Origin of the sequence: Roseomonas genomospecies 6, assembly GCF_008365375.1 — a bacterium.
Lineage (GTDB): Bacteria > Pseudomonadota > Alphaproteobacteria > Azospirillales > Azospirillaceae > Azospirillum.
In genome coordinates this window covers 1-20,905 of the sequence record NZ_QOKW01000040.1, presented here as the reverse complement: position 1 = coordinate 20,905, position 20,905 = coordinate 1, and the positions used below count along the sequence as shown (strand labels likewise).

At 68.4% G+C, this 20,905-nt stretch carries 19 protein-coding genes; 5 read left to right on the top strand and 14 right to left on the bottom strand.

What is annotated here, in order from left to right; translation table 11 throughout:
• Positions 1-11: 11 nt before the first annotated feature.
• The 3 genes from DS843_RS28340 to DS843_RS28330 form a co-directional block, all read right to left on the bottom strand.
• Entirely contained in the window at positions 12-914 is a 903-nt protein-coding gene (locus DS843_RS28340; RefSeq protein ID WP_149472172.1) for an ABC transporter permease, read from the bottom strand.
• Positions 911-1,888, bottom strand: coding sequence for an ABC transporter permease (locus tag DS843_RS28335; protein WP_149472171.1), 978 nt, complete (start codon positions 1,886-1,888; stop codon positions 911-913). Before DS843_RS28335 ends, DS843_RS28340 begins: the two co-directional genes overlap by 4 nt.
• Before the next feature lie 186 nt (positions 1,889-2,074).
• Positions 2,075-3,673, bottom strand: a complete 1,599-nt coding sequence (locus tag DS843_RS28330; protein ID WP_286192374.1) for an ABC transporter substrate-binding protein — start codon at positions 3,671-3,673, stop codon at positions 2,075-2,077.
• A gap of 351 nt (positions 3,674-4,024) precedes the next feature.
• Here DS843_RS28330 and DS843_RS28325 point away from each other — a divergent pair, with 351 nt between their 5' ends.
• The 3 genes from DS843_RS28325 (at position 4,025) to DS843_RS28315 (ending at position 6,084) form a co-directional block, all read left to right on the top strand.
• Entirely contained in the window at positions 4,025-5,464 is a 1,440-nt protein-coding gene (locus DS843_RS28325) for an aldehyde dehydrogenase family protein (protein WP_149472169.1), read from the top strand.
• Between the two features lie 75 nt (positions 5,465-5,539).
• Entirely contained in the window at positions 5,540-5,761 is a 222-nt protein-coding gene (locus DS843_RS28320) for an antitoxin MazE family protein (protein ID WP_149472168.1), read from the top strand.
• Positions 5,758-6,084 (top strand): type II toxin-antitoxin system PemK/MazF family toxin, encoded by a 327-nt coding sequence (locus DS843_RS28315; RefSeq protein ID WP_149472167.1) that lies wholly within the window; start codon positions 5,758-5,760, stop codon positions 6,082-6,084. Before DS843_RS28320 ends, DS843_RS28315 begins: the two co-directional genes overlap by 4 nt.
• 12 nt (positions 6,085-6,096) lie before the next feature.
• Here DS843_RS28315 and DS843_RS28310 read toward each other — a convergent pair whose 3' ends face one another.
• The 8 genes from DS843_RS28310 to DS843_RS28275 all read right to left on the bottom strand — a co-directional run bounded on the left by DS843_RS28310 (position 6,097) and on the right by DS843_RS28275 (position 14,942).
• Positions 6,097-7,458, bottom strand: coding sequence for a nucleobase:cation symporter-2 family protein (locus tag DS843_RS28310; protein WP_208852350.1), 1,362 nt, complete (start codon positions 7,456-7,458; stop codon positions 6,097-6,099).
• A 294-nt stretch (positions 7,459-7,752) separates the two neighbouring features.
• Complete coding sequence (locus DS843_RS28305) at positions 7,753-8,997, bottom strand: threonine ammonia-lyase (RefSeq protein WP_149472166.1); 1,245 nt, start codon at positions 8,995-8,997, stop codon at positions 7,753-7,755.
• Between the two features lie 15 nt (positions 8,998-9,012).
• Positions 9,013-9,819: a carbon-nitrogen hydrolase family protein gene (locus DS843_RS28300; protein ID WP_149472165.1), complete on the bottom strand. Its 807-nt coding sequence runs from the start codon at positions 9,817-9,819 to the stop codon at positions 9,013-9,015.
• A 4-nt stretch (positions 9,820-9,823) separates the two neighbouring features.
• A complete protein-coding gene (speB, locus tag DS843_RS28295) occupies positions 9,824-10,879 on the bottom strand; it encodes an agmatinase (protein WP_149472164.1) in 1,056 nt (351 codons plus the stop codon).
• Between the two features lie 45 nt (positions 10,880-10,924).
• On the bottom strand, positions 10,925-11,725 hold the full coding sequence (locus DS843_RS28290) for an ABC transporter permease (RefSeq protein WP_149472163.1): 801 nt from the start codon (positions 11,723-11,725) through the stop codon (positions 10,925-10,927).
• A complete protein-coding gene (locus tag DS843_RS28285; RefSeq protein WP_035682465.1) occupies positions 11,725-12,579 on the bottom strand; it encodes an ABC transporter permease in 855 nt (284 codons plus the stop codon). Before DS843_RS28285 ends, DS843_RS28290 begins: the two co-directional genes overlap by 1 nt.
• On the bottom strand, positions 12,576-13,592 hold the full coding sequence (locus tag DS843_RS28280; RefSeq protein ID WP_286192373.1) for an ABC transporter ATP-binding protein: 1,017 nt from the start codon (positions 13,590-13,592) through the stop codon (positions 12,576-12,578). Before DS843_RS28280 ends, DS843_RS28285 begins: the two co-directional genes overlap by 4 nt.
• A 225-nt stretch (positions 13,593-13,817) precedes the next feature.
• Positions 13,818-14,942, bottom strand: a complete 1,125-nt coding sequence (locus DS843_RS28275; RefSeq protein ID WP_149472161.1) for an ABC transporter substrate-binding protein — start codon at positions 14,940-14,942, stop codon at positions 13,818-13,820.
• Between the two features lie 187 nt (positions 14,943-15,129).
• On the opposite strand from DS843_RS28275, the gene DS843_RS28270 reads away from it, so the two are divergent.
• Positions 15,130-16,056: a LysR family transcriptional regulator gene (locus DS843_RS28270; protein WP_286192372.1), complete on the top strand. Its 927-nt coding sequence runs from the start codon at positions 15,130-15,132 to the stop codon at positions 16,054-16,056.
• Between the two features lie 10 nt (positions 16,057-16,066).
• Here DS843_RS28270 and cysE read toward each other — a convergent pair whose 3' ends face one another.
• Positions 16,067-16,921, bottom strand: coding sequence for a serine O-acetyltransferase (cysE, locus tag DS843_RS28265; RefSeq protein WP_149472159.1), 855 nt, complete (start codon positions 16,919-16,921; stop codon positions 16,067-16,069).
• A 384-nt stretch (positions 16,922-17,305) separates the two neighbouring features.
• Here cysE and DS843_RS28260 point away from each other — a divergent pair, with 384 nt between their 5' ends.
• Positions 17,306-17,773, top strand: a complete 468-nt coding sequence (locus tag DS843_RS28260; RefSeq protein ID WP_286192371.1) for a hemerythrin domain-containing protein — start codon at positions 17,306-17,308, stop codon at positions 17,771-17,773.
• 46 nt (positions 17,774-17,819) lie between these two features.
• On the opposite strand, the gene DS843_RS28255 is transcribed toward DS843_RS28260, so the two are convergent.
• The gene (locus DS843_RS28255; protein WP_149472158.1) at positions 17,820-19,976 is read right to left on the bottom strand and encodes an acetate--CoA ligase family protein; all 2,157 of its coding nucleotides are present in this window, start codon (positions 19,974-19,976) and stop codon (positions 17,820-17,822) included.
• A 69-nt stretch (positions 19,977-20,045) separates the two neighbouring features.
• Positions 20,046-20,905: formyl-CoA transferase (locus tag DS843_RS28250; RefSeq protein WP_149472157.1), on the bottom strand; the 860-nt coding region annotated here is incomplete at its 5' end.

The following is a 20,905-nucleotide window of genomic DNA, read 5'->3' as shown; positions in this document are numbered from 1 at the left end:
CGTGCCCCCTCTCAATGGTTCAACCGTGGATTGAGGACGTCGCGCAGCCGGTCGCCCACCAGATTGATCGCCACGATGGTGACCAGCAGGGCGAGGCCGGGGAACAGGCTGACCCAGTAATCGCCCGAGAGCATGTACTGGTAGCCCGACGCGATCAGCATCCCCAGCGATGGCTGGGTCACCGGCACGCCGACGCCGAGGAAGCTCAATGTCGCCTCCAGCGCGATGGCGTGGGCGACCTGCACCGTCGCCACCACGATCAGCGGCGGCAGGCAGTTGGGCAGCAGGTGGCGCATCATGATCCGCCGGTGGGGAAGGGCGAGGCATTGCGCGGCTTCGATGTACTCCTTGCGCCGCTCCACCAGGGCGGAGCCGCGGATGGTCCGCGCGTAGTAGGCCCACTGCACGGCGGCCAGCGCGACGATCACCTTGTCCACTCCTTTGCCCAGCAGGGCCAGCAGGATCAGCGCGATCAGGATGGCCGGGAAGGAGAGCTGGATGTCCACCAGCCGCATCACCAGCCCGTCCACCCGGTCCCCCGCATAGGCGGCCAGGAGCCCGACCGCCACCCCCACGGCGAGCGCGATCAGCGTGGCGACCACCCCGACCAGCAGGCTGGTGCGCAGGCCGAAGACGATGGCCGACAGCATGTCGCGCCCCTGGTCGTCGGTGCCCAGCCAATAGGTCCAGCCGCCGCCGCCCAGCGTGCCCGGCGCCATCATGCCGTCCAGTATGTCCAGTTGGGCGAGGTCGTAGGGGTCCTGCGGCACCACCCAGCGGGCGAGCAGGGCGGCCAGCACGATCAGGACCAGCACCGCCAGCCCGGCCAGCGCCGTGCGCGACCGCGCGAACTCCCGCGCCAGCCGCAGGAGGGGCGTCTCGACCGCCGGGGCTTTGGCCGCGACGGTGCTCATGCCCGTCCCCCGCTCAGCCGGATTCGCGGATCGAGCAGCGAATAGACCAGATCGACCAGCAGGTTGATGACGACGAACAGCAGCACCGTCACCAGCAGATAGGCGATCACCACGGGCCGGTCGAGCTGGAGGATGCTGTCGATCAGCAGCTTGCCCATGCCCGGCCAGGCGAAGACCGTTTCCGTAACCACCGAGAAGGCGATGACGCTGCCAAGCTCCAGCCCCAGCACCGTCACCACCGGGATCATGATGTTCTTCAGGATGTGCACCCCGACCACCCGCGCGGGCGCCAGCCCCTTGGCGCGGGCGAACTTCACATAGTCCTGCAACGCCACCTCCCGCGTGCCGGCGCGGGCCAGCCGGATGACCAGCGACAGCTTGAACAGGGCCAGATTGACGGCGGGCAGGATCAGATGCGCCAGCCCGTCCGCGGTCAGGAAGCTCCACTGCACGCCGAACAGGCTGGCCGTCTCGCCGCGCCCGCCCGCCGGCAGCCAGCCCAGCGTCACCGCGAAGGCCATGATGAGCATCATCCCGACCCAGAAGGTGGGCAGCGAGAAGCCCAGGATGGAGCCGGTCATGATGACCCGCCCGGCCAGGGAGTCCGGCTTCAGCCCGGCCCACAGCCCCAACGGGATGCCCAGCACCACCGCCACCAGCATGGCGCAGAGCGCCAGTTCCAGCGTCGCCGGAAAGCGCTGGAGCACGAGGCCGAGCGCCGGGACCCCATGCACGAAGCTGGTGCCGAGATCGCCGCCGAGCGCACCGTCCACGAAGCGCATGAACTGCTCGTGCATGGGCCGGTCGAGGCCGAGGCGGGCGATGGCGGCGGCTCGTTCGATCTCGTCGGCCTCGGGGCTGATGAGCACGTCGATGGGATTGCCGATGGCGAAGATGCCGGCGAAGACCAGCACCGACATCGCCACCACGACGACCGCGCTCTGCGCCAGCCGCCGGAGGATGAAGACAAGCATGGAGCCGTTAGCCTGTGGGTGGACGGGTAGGAGAAGTCCCCTCTCCCGCCCCGGGAGAGGGAGGGGCCCGCGCGCCAGCGTGGGAGGGTGAGGGTACCGACGAGAATCAGCGCCTTGATCCTCGAACGACCCTCACCCGCCCGCTGCGCGGGCACCCTCTCCCCAGAGGGGAAAGGGGCAAATCGCTCACTTCGCAGGAACCACCTTCTGCGCCAGCGTGTACTGGTCGGCGCGCGGTTCGTAGCTCAGCCCCTTCTTCATCGCCCAGACGGTCACCTCGTAATGCAGGGGGATGATGATGTCGGCGTCCATCGCCCGCTTCACCGCGGCCTGGAGCAGCGTCTCCCGCTTCGCGTCGTCCACGGTCGCCAGGGCCGTGTCCAGCATCCCGTCCAACTCCGGGTCGGAGTAGCTGGTGTAGTTGGTGGTGCCGTAGCCCTTCTCCTTGACCGGCGTGGCGATCAGCGCCTTCAGCGGGGAGGACATCTCGCCCGAATCCGCACCCCAGCCGGCCAGGAAGACGCTGTATTCCTGCTTGTTGCGCTTGGAGAAGAAGACGTTGGCGGTGGTCGCGTCGACCTGGGTCTGGACGCCGATGCGGGTGAACATCTGGGCGACCGCCTGGGCCACCTTGTCATCGTTGATGTAGCGGTCGTTCGGCGTGCCGAGCGTGAGCTGGAAGCCCTTCGGATAGCCGGCCTCGGCCAGGAGCTGCTTCGCCTTGTTGGCGTCGGTGGCGACGGTGACCTCCGGGTTGTTGCCGTAGAATCCGGCGGGCAGATACTGGTTCGCCGGCTCCGCCACGCCCATCATGATGCGCTTCACGATGGCGTCGCGGTCCACCGCCAGCGACAGCGCCTTGCGGACGCGCGGGTCCTTCAGCGGATTCTTGCCGTCGGTGCCGGTGATGGTCGGCGGGGTGTCCTGCACGCCCAGCGCCAGATAGATCACGCGGTTCGACTGGGCCTGGGCCAGCGCGACGTTGGGGGCGGACTTCAGCCGCTCGATGTCCTGCACCGGCGGCGATTCGATCATGTCCACGTCGCCCGCCAGCAGCGCGGCGACGCGCGGCCCGTCGCTGGTGATCGGGCGGAAGACCACCGTGTCCCAGGCCGGCTGCGGTCCCCAATAGTCCGGGTTGCGCTCCAGGATTTGCCGGTCGCCCTTGGTGTAGGACTTGTGCCTGAACGGCCCGGTGCCGATCATCAGCGAGCCGTCGTTGAAGGCCTGCGTGCTCGGCCAGGAGTCGGCCTTGCAGCCCGCCTTGTCGAAGGTCACCGTCTCGCCGCCCGCCGCCTTGGCGGAGATGATGCCGAAGGTGGACAGCTCCACCGGCAGCAGCGGGTAGGGCTTGCCCGTCTTTATGATCAGGGTGTGCGGGTCCGGCGCCTCGATGGCGGCGATGCCCTTGGTGTAGACGGTGAAGGAGGATGGGCTGTTGGCGACGTTCGGGATGCGGCAGGCCGTGTAGATGAAATCCTGCGCCGTGAACTCCGTGCCGTCGTGGAATTTCACGCCCTTGCGCAGCTTGAATTCCCAGGTCGTCTCATCGACCGCGCGCCAGCTTTCCGCCAGTTCGGGCTGGAGCCGCATCTTGGCGTCCATGCTGACCAGCGACTCGAACACATGCTTGCGGGCGCGCGTGTTGGGGCCGAGGTTGTGGTAGTGCGGGTCGAGCGCGCTCGGCTCCGCCGAGGTGCCCACCGTCAGGGTCGCCGCCTGCGATGGCGCCGGGACGGCGGCCAGCAGGGCCAGGGCGGCAAGCCCCGGAAGGAGCGGTCTCAAGGTTCCGGAACGCAGCACATCCGCAAGACGCCGGTCACGCAAATGCCGATCACGCAAGGCCATCCCTCGTCCCCCTGTTTTTGTACGGTCGGATTGTACCCGTGAAGCAGGCTCCCACACCCTTGGGCCGCCATTCGCGCGACCCGGTTCTTGTCGATCGGCTCACCGCCAAGGGTGGCGGCGGCAGGTTCGTGTACAACGATCAGAACTTGAAACCATTGGTCTGTCAACAGGGTCCGGTCTTCTGACCTATCCGGTTTTTCCGGCGGGAATGTTTTGGCAAACGGCTCCGGACGGGGCAGGATCGTTTCACCCGAAAACGCCAACGACAAGAGAGCGAGGGGATTAGAGATGAAGACCTGCCAATCCTTCTACATCGGCGGCGCCTGGACCGAACCCGCGGCGGGCGCCACCGTGATGGAGGTGGTGAACCCGGCGACGGAGCAGGTGTCGGGCACCGTGGCGCTCGGCGGGCCGGAGGATGCGCGGCGCGCTGTGGCGGCGGCCCACGCCGCCTTCGACGGCTTTTCCCGCACCCCCCTGAACGAGCGGCTGGACCTGCTGGCCGCCGTCTGCGCGCTGTTCGAGAAGCGCATGGACGACGTGGCCGACGCCATCACCGAGGAGATGGGAGCGCCCCTGGCGGCCCTGTCAAAGCCGGCGCAGGCCTTCATGGGGCTGGCCCATTTCAAGACCGCGCTGGAGGCCGCCCGCGAGTATCCGTTCGAGCGGACCCGCGGCACCACCCGCATCCTGCGCGAGCCGGTGGGCGTGTGCGCCATGATCACGCCGTGGAACTGGCCGATCAACCAGATCGCCTGCAAGGTTGCCCCGGCGCTGGCCACCGGCTGCACGATGGTGCTGAAGCCCAGCGAGTTCGCCCCCTATTCGGCCTGGATCTTCGCCGAGATCCTGCACGAGGCCGGGGTTCCGGCGGGCGTCTTCAACATGTTCTACGGCGACGGCGCGGTGGTCGGCCCGGTCCTGGCCTCGCACCCGCTGGTCGACATGGTGTCGCTGACCGGCTCCACCCGCGCCGGGGCGTCGGTGTCCCACAACGCCGCCGACAGCATCAAGCGCGTGTCGCTGGAACTGGGCGGCAAGTCCGCCAACATCATTTGCGAGAGCGCCGACCTGACCAAGGCGGTGACCCACGGCGTGCGGTCGATGATGTCCAACACCGGGCAGAGCTGCAACGCGCCGTCGCGCATGTACGTCCCGGCCTCCCGCCTGGACGAGGTGGAGAAGATCGCCGCCCAGGTCTGCGCCCGTCTGGTGGTGGGCGATCCGCGCGGCGACCGCACCGGCGTCGGCCCCATCGCCAACCAGCGCCAGTACGAGCGGGTGCAGCGCCTCATCCAGGCCGGCATCGAGGAAGGCGCCAGCCTGCTGTGCGGCGGTCCGGGCCGTCCGGACGGGCTGGAGCGCGGTTTCTACGCCAAGCCCACCGTCTTCAGCCGCGCCACCGACACCATGACCATCATGCGCGAGGAGATCTTCGGCCCGGTCCTGACCATCCGTCCCTACGATGATCTGGAGGAGGCGATCCGCAGCGCCAACGACTCCCTCTACGGCCTGTCCGGCTATGTCTACGCCGGCACGGTGGACGAGGCGCGGGCGGTGGCGAAGCGTCTGCGCACCGGCATGGTGCATCTGAACGGCGCCTCCATCGACCTCGCCGCTCCCTTTGGCGGCTACAAGCAGTCGGGCATCGGCCGCGAGTGGGGCGAGACCGGTTTCGAGGAGTTCCTGGAGACCAAGTCCGTCTACGGCAGCGAACCGGCGGCGTAAGGGGGCTCGCGCCGATCTTGCCATTCTTCCCTCTTCGCGTTACGTTACATGTAACACATTCGCGAGGAGGGGAAAATGGTTCAGCCTGTCCGCAGCCGGGTCCGGCAGCACCGCGATCACCTCCGTGCCCTGGGGCTGCGCCCGGTCCAGATCTGGGTGCCCGACACCCGCGCGGCGGGATTCCGGGAAGAGGCACGGCGCCAGTGCATCGCCGTCAATGCGGCGGATCGCCGGGACGGCAGCCTGGAGTTCCTGGAGTCCATCGAAGACGACCTGTTCGGCGAGGACGCCCCGTGAGACGCGGCGACCTCGTGACCATCGCGCAGAACGGCGATTACGAGCGCAAGCCGCGTCCGGCGGTCGTCATCCAGTCGGACCTGTTCGACACGATGGACAGCGTCACGGTGTGTCTCATCACGGGGGAGGAGACGGAAGCCCCCATCCTCCGCCCCGCGCTGGAACCCGATGAGACGAACGGGCTGCGCGTTCGGTCCTGGGTGCAGATCGACAAGATCGCCACCATCCGCCGTGCGCGCGTCGGCAAGATTTTCGGCCACCTGCCGGACGCCGACATGAAGCGCATCGGCGCCTCGCTGGCGGTCTTCCTTGGCATCGCGTAACGGACCCGTGTCTCACGCCTCCGCGGTCTTGGCGGCGGCGACGAACGCCTTCGCGTCGGTTTTGCCCAGCCCGTTGAAGAACAGATTCAGCAGGACCGCCGCGATGGTGCCCAGAAGGATGCCGCTGTGCAGGAGCGGCGACAGGAAGGGCGGCATCTTCTGGAAGATCTTGTCGGCGACCAACGGCACCATGCCCAGGCTGATGCTGATGGCGACGACGTAGATGTTGCCGCGGTTGGCCGTGTAATCGACCTTCGCCAGGATCTTGACGCCGGTCGCCGCCACCATGCCGAACATCACCAGCCCGGCCCCGCCCAGCACATAGGTGGGGACGGAGGCGACGACGTGGGCCAGCTTCGGGAACAGGCCGAAGGCGACCAGGATGACGCCGCCCGCCACGCAGACCCAGCGGCTGCGCACCCCGGTGATCCCGACCAGCCCGACATTCTGCGAGAAGGAGGTGTAGGGGAAGGTGTTGAAGACGCCGCCGATCAGCGTGCCCAGCCCGTCCGTGCGCAGGCCGCGCGTCAACTGATCCGGCGTCACCGGGCGGCCGACCATCTCGCCCACCGCCAGGAACATGCCGGTGGATTCGATCATCACGACGATCATCACCAGCGACATGGTCAGGATCGACCAGAACTCGAACACCGGCATGCCGAACTGGAAGGGGTAGATCACGTCCACCCATTTGGCCTGTCCCACCCCGTCGAAGCTGACCAGCCCCAGCGCCATGGTCAGGGCGAAGCCCGCGACGATGCCCAGAAGGACCGAGATGTTGGCCCAGAAGCCCTTGGCGTATTTGGTCACCAGCAGGATCACCGCCAGCACGAACAGCGCGATGCCGAGATAGAGCGGGTCGCCGAAGTTCGGGTTCCCGGCCCCGCCGCCGGCCCAGGTGATGCCCACCCGCATCAGCGAGATGCCGATGATGGCGATGACGGTGCCCGTCACCACCGGCGGGAACAGCGGCAGCAGGCGCCCGACCAGCGGTGCGGCCAGTGTGGCGAAGACGCCGGCCCCGATCACCGCGCCGTAGATGCCCAGCAGCCCCAGCGACGGGTTCCCCGCCATGGCGACCATCGGCCCCACCGCGGCGAAGGTGACGCCCATCATCACCGGCAGGCGGATGCCGAACTTCCAGAAGCCCAGCGTCTGGATCAGCGTGACGATGCCGCAGGCGAACAGGTCGGCGTTGATGAGCAGCGCGATCTGGTCCTTTGGCAGCTTCAGCGCGCCGCCGATGATGAGCGGCACGGCGATGGCGCCCGCATACATCACCATCACATGCTGCATGCCCAGTGCCAGCAGCCGCAGCAGCGGCAGTTTCTCGTCAACCGGGTGGGGTCGGGTTGGTGATTCCAGCGACGACATGATCCATGACCTCCGCGAATGAACAGGCGCGAAGTGCATGGCCCGTGCCACAACCGGCGGGTCTGGGGATCAGGGCGGCGCCCGCCCGGATGTGCCGCGAAAGGCGGCGGTGCACGGGAGGGGTGCGCAATCCATAGGCAGGCACATCCCCTCTCCCCCCTGGGGAGAGGGTTAGGGTGAGGGGGTTGCGCTTGTGCTGAACGTACCGCCGCGCGCAACCCCCTCACCGGCCCTTCGGGCCACCCTCTCCCCAGGGGGGAGAGGGCTAACTCGCCGCAAGCAAACGGCCTCGGCTCAGGGCCGCGCGCTGGACAGCGGCTGCACGGCTTCCGCCACCACCGCCTTGCGGACGGGCAGGCCGGCGGCGCGCAGGCCCTCGGTGATGCGGTCGCCGTGGCCCTCGTCCTCGACCTCGATCAGCAGGGCGACCTCGGCGGACTTGACGGAGAAGGCGCCGAACAGGCGCTGGTGCTGCACGTCGATGATGTTGCCGCCGCATTCCGCCACGATGCGGGTCACCTGGGCCAGCGCGCCGGGCTGGTCGGCCACGTCGATGTCCAGGTTCAGCAGGCGACCGTCGCGGGCGAAGCCGCGCATCAGCACGTTGGCGAGTGTGCGCGTGTCGATGTTGCCGCCCGACACGATCAGCCCGACCCGCTTGCGGCGGAAGCGCTCGGGATGGAAGAGCAGGGCGGCCAGACCGGCGGCACCGGCGCCCTCGGCCACGGTCTTCTCCACTTCGATCAGCATGGCGATGGCGCGTTCGATCACCGCTTCGGGCACCAGCACCACGTCGCAGCCGTGCTGCTTCAGGATGTCGATGGGACGGTCGCCGACGTCGCGCACGGCGATGCCCTCGGCCACGGTCGGGCCGCCGACCTTGACCGGCTGCCCGGCAAGGCGCTGCGCCGCGGCGGGGTAGGTCTCCACCTCCACGCCCACGACCTCCAGGCCGGGCCGCAGCGCGCGGGCGGCGACCGCGGCCCCGGCGGCCAGACCGCCGCCGCCCACGGGGATGGCCAGCGCGTCGAGGTCCGGCACCTCCGCCAGCATTTCCAACACCACGGTGCCCTGGCCGGCGATCACCGCGTCGTCGTCGTAGGGATGGACGAAGACCAAGCCGTCCCGCTCGGCAAGGTCGTGGGCGAAGGCCGCGGCCTCGGCCAGGGAATCGCCCTCCAGGATCACGGTGGCGCCGTGGTAGCGCGTGCGCTTGACCTTCACGAAGGGGGTGAAGCGCGGCATGACGATGGTCGCCGCGATGCCCAGCTTCTTCGCGTGGTAGGCCACGGCCTGGGCGTGGTTGCCGGCGGACATGGCGATCACCCCGGCCTGCCGCTCCTCCGGCGTCAGGCGCAGCAGCCGGTTCGCCGCCCCGCGCTCCTTGAAGGAGGCGGTGAATTGGAGATTCTCCAGCTTCACCCAGACCTCGGCGCCGGTGATCTGCGACAGGGTTTCCGACCGCAGGAAGGGCGTGCGGCTGATGCGCCCGGCCAGCCGTTCGGCGGCGGCGTGGATGTCGTCGATGCTGACCGGCATGTTCCTGTGCTTCCTCTACGAATCGCCCTTCCCAGGCGCGCTGGAGACCGCACCGTACAGGTCCGGGCGGCGGTCCGCCAGATGCGTGCCGACGCTGCGCAGCGCCGGGTCGAGGTCCACGGTCAGCAGCGCCTCGCCGTCGCCGGCCCGCGCCAGCACCGATCCGTCCGGCGCCGCCACGCTGCTGAGGCCGCAATAGGTCAGCGCTCCCTCCCGCCCGCAGCGGTTGGCGTAGGCGACGAAGATCCCGTTCTCGAAGGCGCGGGCCGGGACGATGGTGGTGGCGACGATCTCATAGGGCGACATCAGGGCGGTCGGCACCAGCAGCAGGTCCACTCCGGCCAGCGCGTGGCGGCGCACCAGTTCCGGAAATTCGACGTCGTAGCAGATCGCCACCCCCACCCGCATCCCGCCGACCTCGGCGGTCGGGAAGGCGTCGCCGCCCGGCGCGAAGGACCCGCGGTCGAGATCGCCGTACAGATGCGCCTTGCGCTGGTTCAGCACGGGCCGCCCGTCCGCCCCGATCAGTTGCGCGGCGTTGTGGACGGCGCCGTCCTCCCCCCGCTCCGGATAGCCGTAGAGGAGGGCGATGCCGTGCCGCCGGGCGATGTCGGCGACCCGCGCGGCCATCGGCCCATCCGCCGGCTCGGCCAGGGCGCGCACCGCTTCCGCGCCGATGTCGTAGCCGGTCAGGCACATTTCCGGCCCGACCAGCAGGGCGGAGCCGCGCCCCGCCGCCTCCGCCGCCGCCCGCTCCAGACGGTCGAGGTTGCGGTGCGGCGCACCGGGTTCCGCGTCCGCCTGGAACAGGGTCAGCCGCATGGCGTCAGCCCTTGCCCTGGCGCTTGGCGAGGGCGCGCACCGACAGGCAGAGGATTTCGAACAGCATCTGGGCGCCGGCGTGGGCGGTGTTGGTCGTGGCGTCGTACTGCGGCGCCACCTCCACCACGTCGCCGCCGATGATGTCCAGCCCGTCCAGCCCGCGCAGGATCGCCAGAGCCTCCCGCGTGGTCAGGCCGCCGACCTCCGGTGTGCCGGTGCCGGGGGCAAAGACCGGGTCCAGGCAATCCACGTCGAAGGAGACGTAGACCGGCCCGTCGCCCACCACCTTGCGCGCCGTCTCGATGACGCTGGCGATGCCGCGTTCCGGGATGTCCTCCGCATGGATCACGGTCATGCCGCTGTCGTAGGAGAACTCCCACAGATACTCGGTGCTGCCGCGGATGCCGATCTGCACCGTGCGCTCCGGGTCGAGCACGCCGTCCAGGACCGCCTGCCGGAAGGGGCCGCCGTGGTGGAACTTGGCGCCTTCGTAAGGGCCGCCGGTGTCGCAATGGGCGTCGAAATGGATCATGCCTACCGGACGCTCGCGGCCCAGCGCCTTGAGGATCGAATAGGTGATGGAATGGTCGCCGCCCACCGATAGCGGAACGACACCCGCGTCCATCACGCGGTTGTAGAAGGCCAGGATGTCGCCGTGGCAGGCCTCCAGGCTGAAGCGGCTGGACAGCGGCACGTCGCCCACGTCGGCCAGCTTGCAGGAGGCCGCCGGGACCATGCGCAGGGCGTGCTCGTAGGGGCCGATGCGCTCCATCCCGCGCACGGCACGGGGCCCCAGGCGGGCGCCGGCCCGGTTGGTGACGCCCAGGTCCATCGGCACGCCGATCAGCGCGATGTCCAGCCCGCCGAAATCCGCCGCCTCCGCCGCGTCGGGGCGGTAGGGGGCGTCGAGCAGGGTGGACACCCCGGCGAAGGGCTGCACCCGCTTGCCGCCAGAGAACTGGAGGGCGGCCACCCGCTGGAACTCCGGATCGTGGAAGTCGTCGCCGCCGGAGCCGCTGTACTTCGTACGCAAACGATCAAGTTTCTGAGGGTCGATCATCGTCCGAATCTCTCTGAGGAAAAGGATGTCAGTCGTTTTTGGATGTCAGTCGTTCTTGGCCCAGGCGCCGAGAAGGCGGGGCAGGTCGCCGAACCACGCGATCAGCCCGAAGACCACCGCCGTCAGCGACACGAACAGCACCGTCACGGCGGCCATGGTCGGGGTGTAGCCGTAGCGGAGCGCGTTGAAGATCTTGATGGGCAGCGTTTCCAGCGTGAAGCCGACCACCATGTAGGCCACGATGTACTCGTTCAGCGACAGCACGAAGGCGAAGGCGAAGCCGGAAATCACATAAGGCCGCACCAATGGCATCACCACCGTGCGCAGCACCGTCCGGTCGTCCGCCCCCATGGTTGCCGCCGCCTCCACATAGGAGCGGTCAACCGCCCCGAAACCCAGCGACAGCGTGACCAGCGGAAGCGTGACGAAGAACACCGCGTGGCTGACCACCACCGTCCAGGGCGACCCGTATTCGCCCACCGCCGCCCAGAAGCTGAGGAAGCCCAGCGCGGTGATGACCGGCGGCAGGATGAAGGGCGTCATGCCCAGAACCTCGAACGCCCGCGCCCAGGGCGCCCGCCAGCGCCACAGGAACCAGGCCAGCGGGAAGGCGATCAGCACCGCCAGCGCCGCCGACAGGGTGGCGACGACGAGGCTGGCGATCAGGGCGCCGCGCCAGCCGGGATCGGTGAAGACCTCCGCGTACCAGGCGAGCGAGAAGCCCTGCGGCGGGAAGGTCAGCGCCTTCTTCTCGTTCACCGAGACGCCGGCCACCACCAGGATGGGGGCCGACAGGACCAGCGCGATCAGGCCGGCGGCCACGGAATTCAGCGTGCGCATCAGCATCAGGCCGTCTCCTCCCGCCGCCCGGCGAGCAGCGCCAGCCCGACCAGCGCGAGGCTGACCAGCACCAGGAAGACCGCCATGGCCGCCGCGAAGGGCATGTTGGACTGGTAGATCGCCTGATCGGTGATGAGTACCGACAGCGTCCAATGCTGGGGCCGCCCCAGAAGTTGCGGCAGCAGGTAGGAGCCGAGCGCGAAGACGAACACCATGATCGTGGTCGCGACGATGGTGTTGCGCAACGCCGGGACCACCACCGTGAAGAAGGCGCGCAGCGGCGAGGAACCGAGCGTGCGCGCCGCCTCCTCCAGATAGGGGTCGAGGCGGGCGAGCGCCGGGTAGAGCACCAGCACCGTGTAGGGGAACGCCTGATAGACCAGCCCGGCCAGCAGCGCGCCGAAGCTGGGGCTGAGCGATTGCGGCTCCGCCATCAGGCCCAGCGCCACGAACAGGTTGGTGATGCCCGCGGTGCGCGACAGCAGGGTGGACCAGGCGAAGCCGATGATGACTTCCGACAGCGACAGGATCGACAGCAGGAAGACCAGCCAGCGGATCTGCGCGCCGCGCGACAGCTTCACCAGCCGGTAGGTGAAGGGGAAGGCGATGCCCACCGACAGCGCCGCGACCAGCGCCGCCAGCCCCAGCGAGAAGGACATCACCCCGCCGAAGAAGGCCGTCAGGAACCGCTCGTAGTTGGCGAAGACGAGGTCCGGCTCGTAGAAGCCGCCCGGCACGCGCCGGAAGACGCTGACCGCGATCATCAGGCTGAAGGGGATGACGAAGAAGACGACCAGCATCAGCGCCGGGAAGAGGATCGGCGCGTGCTCGGCCAGACCGCGGGGTGCACGGCGGATCATGGGACCCTCTCGGCCATCGGCGGAAGCACGACGCAGGCCGCCGGGGGAAACTCCACCGCCAGGGCGCCGCCGGGGGCGACCGGCGGGCGATCCTGCGGACGGGACAGGGCGACGATCTCCCGCCCGGCCACGTCGATGCGGAACTCCACGCTGGCGCCCAGGTCGCGCATGAAGGACAGCGTTCCGGTGAGCCGGTTCGGCCCGTCGGTCCCCGCGGGGTGGACGATCACGTCCTCCGGGCGGACGGACAGCAGGACCGGACCGGACGGCGGCAGGTTCGGCAGATGCAGGGTGCCGCCGGGCACGGCGGCGGTGCCGGGGGCGGAGACCTCGCCCTCCAGCAGGTTGGTCAGGCCGATGAAATCGGCGACGAAGGCGTCGGCGGGCTGGCGGTAGACCTCCATCGGCGGGGCGGCCTGATGGATGCGGCCCTGCGACATCACCACGACGAGGTCGGCCATGGTCATCGCCTCCCGCTGGTCGTGGGTGACGACGATGGTGGTGATTCCCAGCCGCTGCTGAAGCTGCTTCAGCTCGATCTGCATGGCCTCGCGCAGCTTGGCGTCCAGCGCCGACAGCGGCTCGTCCAGCAGGAACAGCTTGGGCGACAGGGCCAGCGCGCGGGCGATGGCGACGCGCTGCCGCTGCCCGCCGGACAGCTTGGACACGGGCCGGTCGGCCACGCCGGGCAGGCGGACCAGCTCCAGCAGCTCGTCGGCGCGCTTGCGCTGCTCGGCCTTCGAGGCGCCGCGGATGCGCAGGGGGTAGGCGATGTTCTCGCCCGCCGTCAGGTGCGGGAAGAGAGCCAGCGACTGGAACACCATGCCGAATTCCCGCGTGTGGGCGGGGGCCGTGGTGATGTCGCGCCCGTCGATCATCAGCCGCCCGCCGGAGGGGTCCTCCAGCCCGGCGATCATGCGCAGGAGCGTCGTCTTCCCGCAGCCGGACGGGCCGAGCAGGCAGACGAACTGCCCGTGCGGAATGCGCAGCGACGCGCCGTGCACCGCGGTCACGGGACCGTATCGTTTGGTGAGACCGTCGAGGACAAGGGCTGACATGGGATGGCTTATTGCAATTGAAGCAGAAATTCCCTCTCCCGCCCCGGGAGAGGGGGCCCGCGAAGCGGGCGGGTGAGGGTACGGCCGAGAATCAGTCCGCTGATCCTCGCCGGTACCCTCACCCTCCCGCCGCAGGGCGGCGGGTCCCTCCCTCTCCCGGGGCGGGAGAGGGGCTCTCACTCACCCGACGATCATTTCCGTCCACTTCTGGTTCAGCCAGTCGGACTTGCTCTGGTACAGGTCGTAGCGCGGGATGATCGGCGCGATGTCCGAGGACACCGCCGCGAACTCCTGGTCGGTCAGGTCGGTCAGCTTGCGGTCGATGGTCGGGGCGGTGCCGACCTTGCGCGACAACAGGGCCTGGATCGACGGCTGGCACATGTAGTCCACGAAGACATGCGCGAGGTCGCCGGCCTTGGAGGCGCGGGTGACCGCCCAGCTTCCCGAATCGAGGATGCCGCCCTCCTTCGGGAAGGTCGAGCGCACCGGTTGCCCGTCCGCCGCGGCAAGGCCGGTCACGTCGTGGTAATATTGGCCCATCGGAATTTCGCCGGACTTCAGCGCGGCTTCGAACTGAGCCTCGTCGCGGTACCAGAGCTTCACGTTGGACTTCAGCTCCGCCAGCTTCTTGAAACAGTCGAGCTGCCCCTGCTCGCTGTCCAGATGCTTGGTGCCGCCGAAGAAGGTCGCCGCCGTCACTTCCAGAAGGAAGCTGTTGCTGACCAGCGCCAGCAGGCCGAGCTTGTCCTTGTTCGCCGGGTCCCACAGGGCCGCCCAACTGTCCGGCGCCTTCGGGTAGCTGTTGGTGTTGGTGACCAGCGTGATGTACCAGGACACCGCGCCGATGCCGCTGACCCTGCCGTCCGGGTATTTGTTGACCAGATGCGGGACGACCTTGGCGGCGTTGGGGATCTTCGACAGGTCGAAGGGCGCCCACAGCTCCGCCGCGGCCCCCTTCAGCATCGCCACCTGCGACATCATCGAGACGTCGGCGGGCGCCTGCCGCGCGCGGGCCGCCTGTTCAAGCTGGACCAGCCACGCCTCGCCGGTCGGCTCGGCCACCGCTTCGACGGTGATCCCGGTGGCCTTGGAGAATTCCGGGAAGATGTGCTTTTCGAAGGATTCCTTGAAATAGCCCCCGTACACGCCGACCTTCAGCGTCTTCGACTGGGCGCGGACGATGTTCGGAAAGCCGCCGACGGCCGCCACCGCGGACAGCGTCCCCGCACCGGCCAGAACGGCGCGTCGGCTGATGCCGCCGGCCACCACGGCGTGAATTCCCTGTTTACCCGTCGTCTCGTTCATGGATTGCGACCTTTCCTTGCGGACGAGCTTATCGGTTCGTGAAGCCATCTGTGTGGCCTGCGGTCATTAGAACGCCCGGCGCCGTTGCCCGAAAATCAGAAAGTTTTGTATCTTACTTCGACCGGAGCCGAAGTATCGCGGGTGCAGGGCACGCCGGACGGGGCAGGGGAGGGCAGGTGCCTTGGCGATGATCCAGCTTGAGACCGTCGATCTGCGCCTGTTGCGGTTGTTTATGACCATTGTCGAGGCCGGTGGATTCAGTGCGGCGCAGAGCGAACTGAACCTCTCCCTGTCCACCATCTCCACCCATTTTGCCGATCTGGAGACGCGGCTGGGTCTGCGGCTGTGCCGGCGCGGGCGGTCGGGATTCCAGCTCACCGCGGAAGGGCAGGCCGTCTATGACGAGGCGCGCCGCGTGTTCGACACGCTGGAGCGGTTCCGCGGACGGGTGCGCGGCCTGCGCGAACGGCTGACCGGCACGCTGGCGGTCGGGCTGGTGGACAACACGCTGTCCGACCCGCGCGCCCCGCTGGAGCGGGTCTTCGCCCGCTTCACGGAGGCGGCGCCGGAGGTCTCGCTCATCATCAACGTCCGCCCGCCGAACGAGCTTCTGCGCGACGTCATCGGCGGGCAGCTCCAGCTCGCCATCGCCAGCTTTCCGCGCATCGTGCCCAGCCTGTCCTATCAGGACCTCTACAACGAGACGATCCACTTTTGCGTGGCGGACGGGCACCCGCTGTTCGCCCAGCCGGACGAGGCCATCGACCTGGACGAAATCCGCCGCTACCGGCTGGTCGCTCGCAGCTATTGGGGATCGCGCGACCTGAAGATTTTCGCCATTTCAACCCCCAAGGCGACGGTCAGCGACATGGAGGGGGCGGCGCGGCTGATCCTGTCCGGTGCCTATCTCGGCTACCTGCCGGACCATTACGCCGCACCTTATGTCAAGGCCGGGCGGCTGCGGGTGCTGCTGCCGAAGGTCCTGTCCTATCAGGCGCCGTTCCAGGTGGCCTTCGACGCCAACCGCTCCAAGAGCCCGGTGGTGGACCTGTTCATCGCGCTCACCCGCGAGGAGATGACCGCGCCGGAGTTCCGGAGCGGCCCGGGCCACTGAATCCGGACCATTAGATGTGATACTCCGGCTCGGGCACGGTCTGGTCCATGGCGAGCGCCGGCACCGTGTCGCGGCACCAGCCGACGATCCGCGCCGGGACGCCCACCACCGTGGCGCAGGGGGGTACGTCCTTCAGAACCACGCTGCCGGCGCCGACCTTGGCGCGGCTGCCGATCTCGATGTTGCCCAGGATCTTGGCCCCGGCGGACAGCAGGACGCCGTCGCGCACCTTCGGGTGGCGGTCGCCGTGTTCCTTGCCGGTGCCGCCCAATGTCACTTCCTGAAGGATCGACACGTCGTTGCCGACCACGGCGGTCTCGCCGATCACCACGCCGGTGCCGTGGTCGATGAAGACGCCGCGCCCGACCGGGACCGCCGGGTGGATGTCCACAGCGAACACCTCCGACACCCGGCTTTGCAGGAAATGGGCGAGGTCGTGCCGGTCGTGCCGCCACAGCCAATGGCCGATGCGGTGCCATTCCAGGGCGTGGAAGCCCTTGTAATAGAGGAACGGCGTCAGGCAGTTGTCCGCCGCCGGGTCGCGCGTGCAGATGGCCTGAAGGTCGGAGCAGGCTTCCTCCACGATGCAGGGCGCGTCGGTCACCGCCGAGCGGACCAGCATCGCGAGCTGGTCCGCGGAGATGTAGGAGTCGCCCAGCTTGCGCGCCAGGATGCTGCCCAGCGCCGACGGGAAGTCGTGGTGCAGCAGGATGGCGGTGTCGATGAAGGGGCGCAGCCACGGTTCCTTGACGACCACGCTTTCCGCCTCGGCGCGCAGCATCGCCCACATGCCGTCCACGCCTTCCAGAAAGGCGGACTCCGGGCGGTCCTGTTCCTGTTGGCAGGGAGCGACGATGTGGTTCATTGCATGAATGTCCTGAGCATGGAGGCGGTCCGGCCATAAGCCATTCAACAGCCCGGACGGGAGCCTAGCACGCCGCATTCCGGAAAGGGAGCCATGTTCCGGAAAATGAAGGGTCACCACCTGCGTTCATACAAAACCCCGCTGTGGAACAGCCGGTCGGTTCATTTACCATAAGACACCTTATGGGATTTCTATGCGGCACCGGAGCAGGTTCGACCCTGAAGCCCAAACACTGAAACAGCACGAAGGCTCGCCGGGTCTGGGGGTCCGCCCTCGCCTTTTGGCGCTCCTGCTTGCTTTGGCGCAACGATCCATGGGTGTCCAGCGGCCACTCTCGTCCCTCAACAAGGCCCGTAACGGCCCGCCTCGGTTGGAGACACCATCATGTCCGCTGCCATGTCCGCTGCCGCCATCAGCACCACCCTGTACCGCAATCACCACGCCGCCGTCGGACAGCTCGTCGAGCGGATCGAATCGCTGCTGGCGGCGCCGTCCCCGGCGGCGAACGCTTCCGCGCTGGCCACGGCGGTCCGCGACCTGTTCGGCATCTTCACGGTTCATCTGTCGCTGGAGGACAGCGCGCTCTATCCGCGTCTCCTGGCGCATCCGACCCCGGCGCTTCGGGCCACCGCGGCCCGGTTCCAGGCCGAGATGGGCAATCTGCGCACGCGCTTCGACCGCTACCGGGCGGATTGGCCCGGCCCTTTGGCGGTGTCCAAGGACCCGGACTCCTTCGTCCGCGAGACCCGGGAGGTCGTCTCCGCCCTGAAACAGCGCATCGCCCGCGAGGATCAGGAGTTGTACGACGTGATCGACCGCGCCGCTCTCCCCGCAAGGACCGCGAACCGTTGAGGGCGCCCCCCGCGGTCCATTCACGAACCGCGGAGGCGCCCCCCGCTCAGAGCAGACCGGCCGCGCGGGCCCATTTGTACTTGGCGCCCAGCGCCGCCACCGGCGTCTCCGTCGAGTATGGATAAGCCACGACACCGTGATCGTAGAGATGGTTGGCGGCTTCCTCGACCTGCACGTCGCCGGCCAGAGAGGCGACGATGGGTTTTTCGATGCCCTTGGCCTTCATCTCCTCCTTCACCTCGACGACGAGCTTGGCGAACACCATCGGCGGCGTGATGATCGTGTGCCAATAGCCAAGGATCAGCGCGTGGATGCGGTCATCCTCCAACCCCAGCCGGATGGTGTTCTGGTAGGTGGTGGGCGGTTCGCCGCCGGTGATGTCCACCGGATTGCCGGCGGCGCCGAAGGGCGGGATGAACTTGCGGAAGGCGGCGTCGAGGTCCGGCGGCATCGCCATCAGCGACAGGCCGTTGTCCACGCAGGCGTCCGACAGGAGAACGCCCGACCCTCCGGCGCCGGTGATGATGACGACGTTCTCGCCCTTCGGCGTCGGCAGAACCGGGATGCCGCGGGCGAATTGCAGCAAATCCTGCAGGCTGCGCGCCCGCACCACGCCCGACTGCCGCAGCACGTCCTCGTAGATCCTGTCGTTCCCGGCAAGCGCGCCCGTATGGGAACTGGCCGCCCGCGCGCCCAGAGCGGTGCGCCCGGCCTTCAGAACGACCACCGGCTTCTTCTTCGAGACCTGCCTCGCGGCCTCCGCGAAGGAGCGGCCGTCCTTCAGGTCCTCGCAATGCATGGCGACGACCTGGGTGTTGTCGTCCTGTTCGAAGAAGTACAGCAGGTCGTCCTCGTCGATGTCCGACTTGTTGCCGAGCCCGACGATGGCCGACACGCCCATCTTGGCGGACCGGCTGAAGCCGATGATCGCCATGCCGATGCCGCCGGACTGCGACGACAGCGCCGCCTTCCCCTTCACGTCGTACGGCGTGCAGAAGGTCGCGCAGAGATTTTTCGGCGTGTAGTAGAATCCGTAGATGTTCGGCCCCATCAGGCGCACGTCGTGTTGGCGCGCGATCGCCACGATCTCGTCCTGGCCCTCGACGTTGCCGGTTTCGGCGAAGCCCGACGGGATCAGGACGGCGCCGGGAATCTTCTTCTCGCCGACCTCGGTCAGGGCCTGGGCGACGAACTTCGCCGGGATGGCGAAGACCGCCACATCGATGTCGTCCGGCACGTCCTTGACGCTCCTGTAGGCCTTGTAGCCCAGAATCTCGTCGGCCTTGGGGTGGATCGGGTAGATCCGGCCCTTGTATCCGCCGTTGATGAGGTTCTTCATCACGGAATTGCCGATCTTCCCGTCCTCGGCCGACGCGCCGATCACCGCCACCGCGTCCGGCTTCATGATCCGGTTCATCTGCCGGACGATCTGCTCCTGCGACGGACGGTAGCGCGGTGTCCTGGCCGCGAAGTCCAGCACCACGCGCACGTCGGCGGCGACGGCGCCGTCCTCGCGCGCGAACACCGGGTTGAGGTCCAGTTCCGCGATCTCCGGAACCTCGTCCACGAGGCGGGACACCTTCACGATCACGTCGGCGAGCGCCTCGCGGTCGACCGGCTTGGCGCCCCGCACGCCCTTCAGCACCTCCGCGGCCTGGATGCCGTCCAGCATCGACAGCGCTTCGTCGCGGGAGACCGGGGCGAGGCGGAAGGTGACGTCCTTCAGCACCTCGACCAGCACGCCACCCAGCCCGAAGGCCACCAGCTTGCCGAAACTCGGATCGGTGATGGAGCCGACGATGACCTCCACCCCGCCCCGCAGCATCTGCTGGACCTGCACCCCGACCAGTTCCGCCCCAGGGTCGTAGGCGCGGGCGTTGTCCATGATGGTCGTGAAGCCCCGGCGGACGGCGTCGGCGTCCGTGAGGCCGACCAGAACGCCGCCGGCCTCGGTCTTGTGCAGGATCTGCGGCGAGACGATCTTCAGAACGACCGGGAAACCCATGCCCCCGGCGAGGGCGGCGGCTTCGTCGGCGCTCTTCGCCACGCCTTCCTTCGGCACCGGAATGCCGTACAGGTCGCAGAGTTCCTTGGCTTCCGGCGCGGTCAGGGCGGTGCGGCCCTCGGCCTTCGCGGTGTCGAGAAGGCGGCGGACGACGTCCGTCGGGCGCTCGTTACGGAGCGGATCGATGGCTGCGGACATGGCCTTTCCTCCTTTGCAGATTTTTGATTCGCGTCTTGAAGATTTCAGGAAAACTCGGTCGTGGGGGCGTCACCCGGCGGTGAGCGGCCTCCGCGCGGCGCCAAGCGCCCCGGCCTCGCGGATTTCGGCGATGCGCCGCTCGTCGAAGCCCAGCACCTCGCGCAGGATCTCGTCGGTGTGCTCGCCCAGCAGCGGCGAGCGGGTGACCTCGGTGGGGCTGTCCGACAGCTTGATCGGGTTGCCGACCGACAGGTACGTGCCGCGCGTCGGGTGGGCGACCTCGACGATGGTGCCGGTCTCGCGCAGCGACTGGTCCTCCGCCAGCTCCTTCATCGACAGGATGGGGCCGCAGGGGATGTCGTGCTTGTTGAGGATCTCCATGACCTCGAACTTCGTCTTGGTCATGGTCCACTCTTCGACCGTCGCGAAGATGTCCTTCAGCCGCGGCAGCCGCGCCGCGGGCGTCGCGTAGTCGGGGTCGGTGACCCACTCCGGTTTGCCGATGACCTGGCAGATCTTGCCCCAGACCGGCGCCTGGGCGATGAAGTAGATGTAGGCGTTGGGATCGCTCTCCCAGCCCTTGCACTTCAAGATCCAGCCCGGCTGGCCGCCGCCCGAGGCGTTGCCGGCGCGCGGCACGGTGTCGCCGAAGTCGCCGTTGGGGTACTGCGGGTATTCCTTCAGCGGGCCGCGCTCCAGCCGCTGCTGGTCGCGCAGCTTGACGCGGCAGAGGTTGAGCACGGCGTCCTGCATGGCCGCCAGCACCTTCTGGCCGCGCCCGGTCTGGGTGCGCTGGTAGAGCGCGGTGACGATGCCCAGCGCCAGATGCAGGCCGGTGCCGCTGTCGCCGATCTGGGCGCCGGTGACCATCGGCGGGCCGTCGTCGAAGCCGGTGGTCGAGGCCGAGCCGCCGGCGCACTGGGCGACGT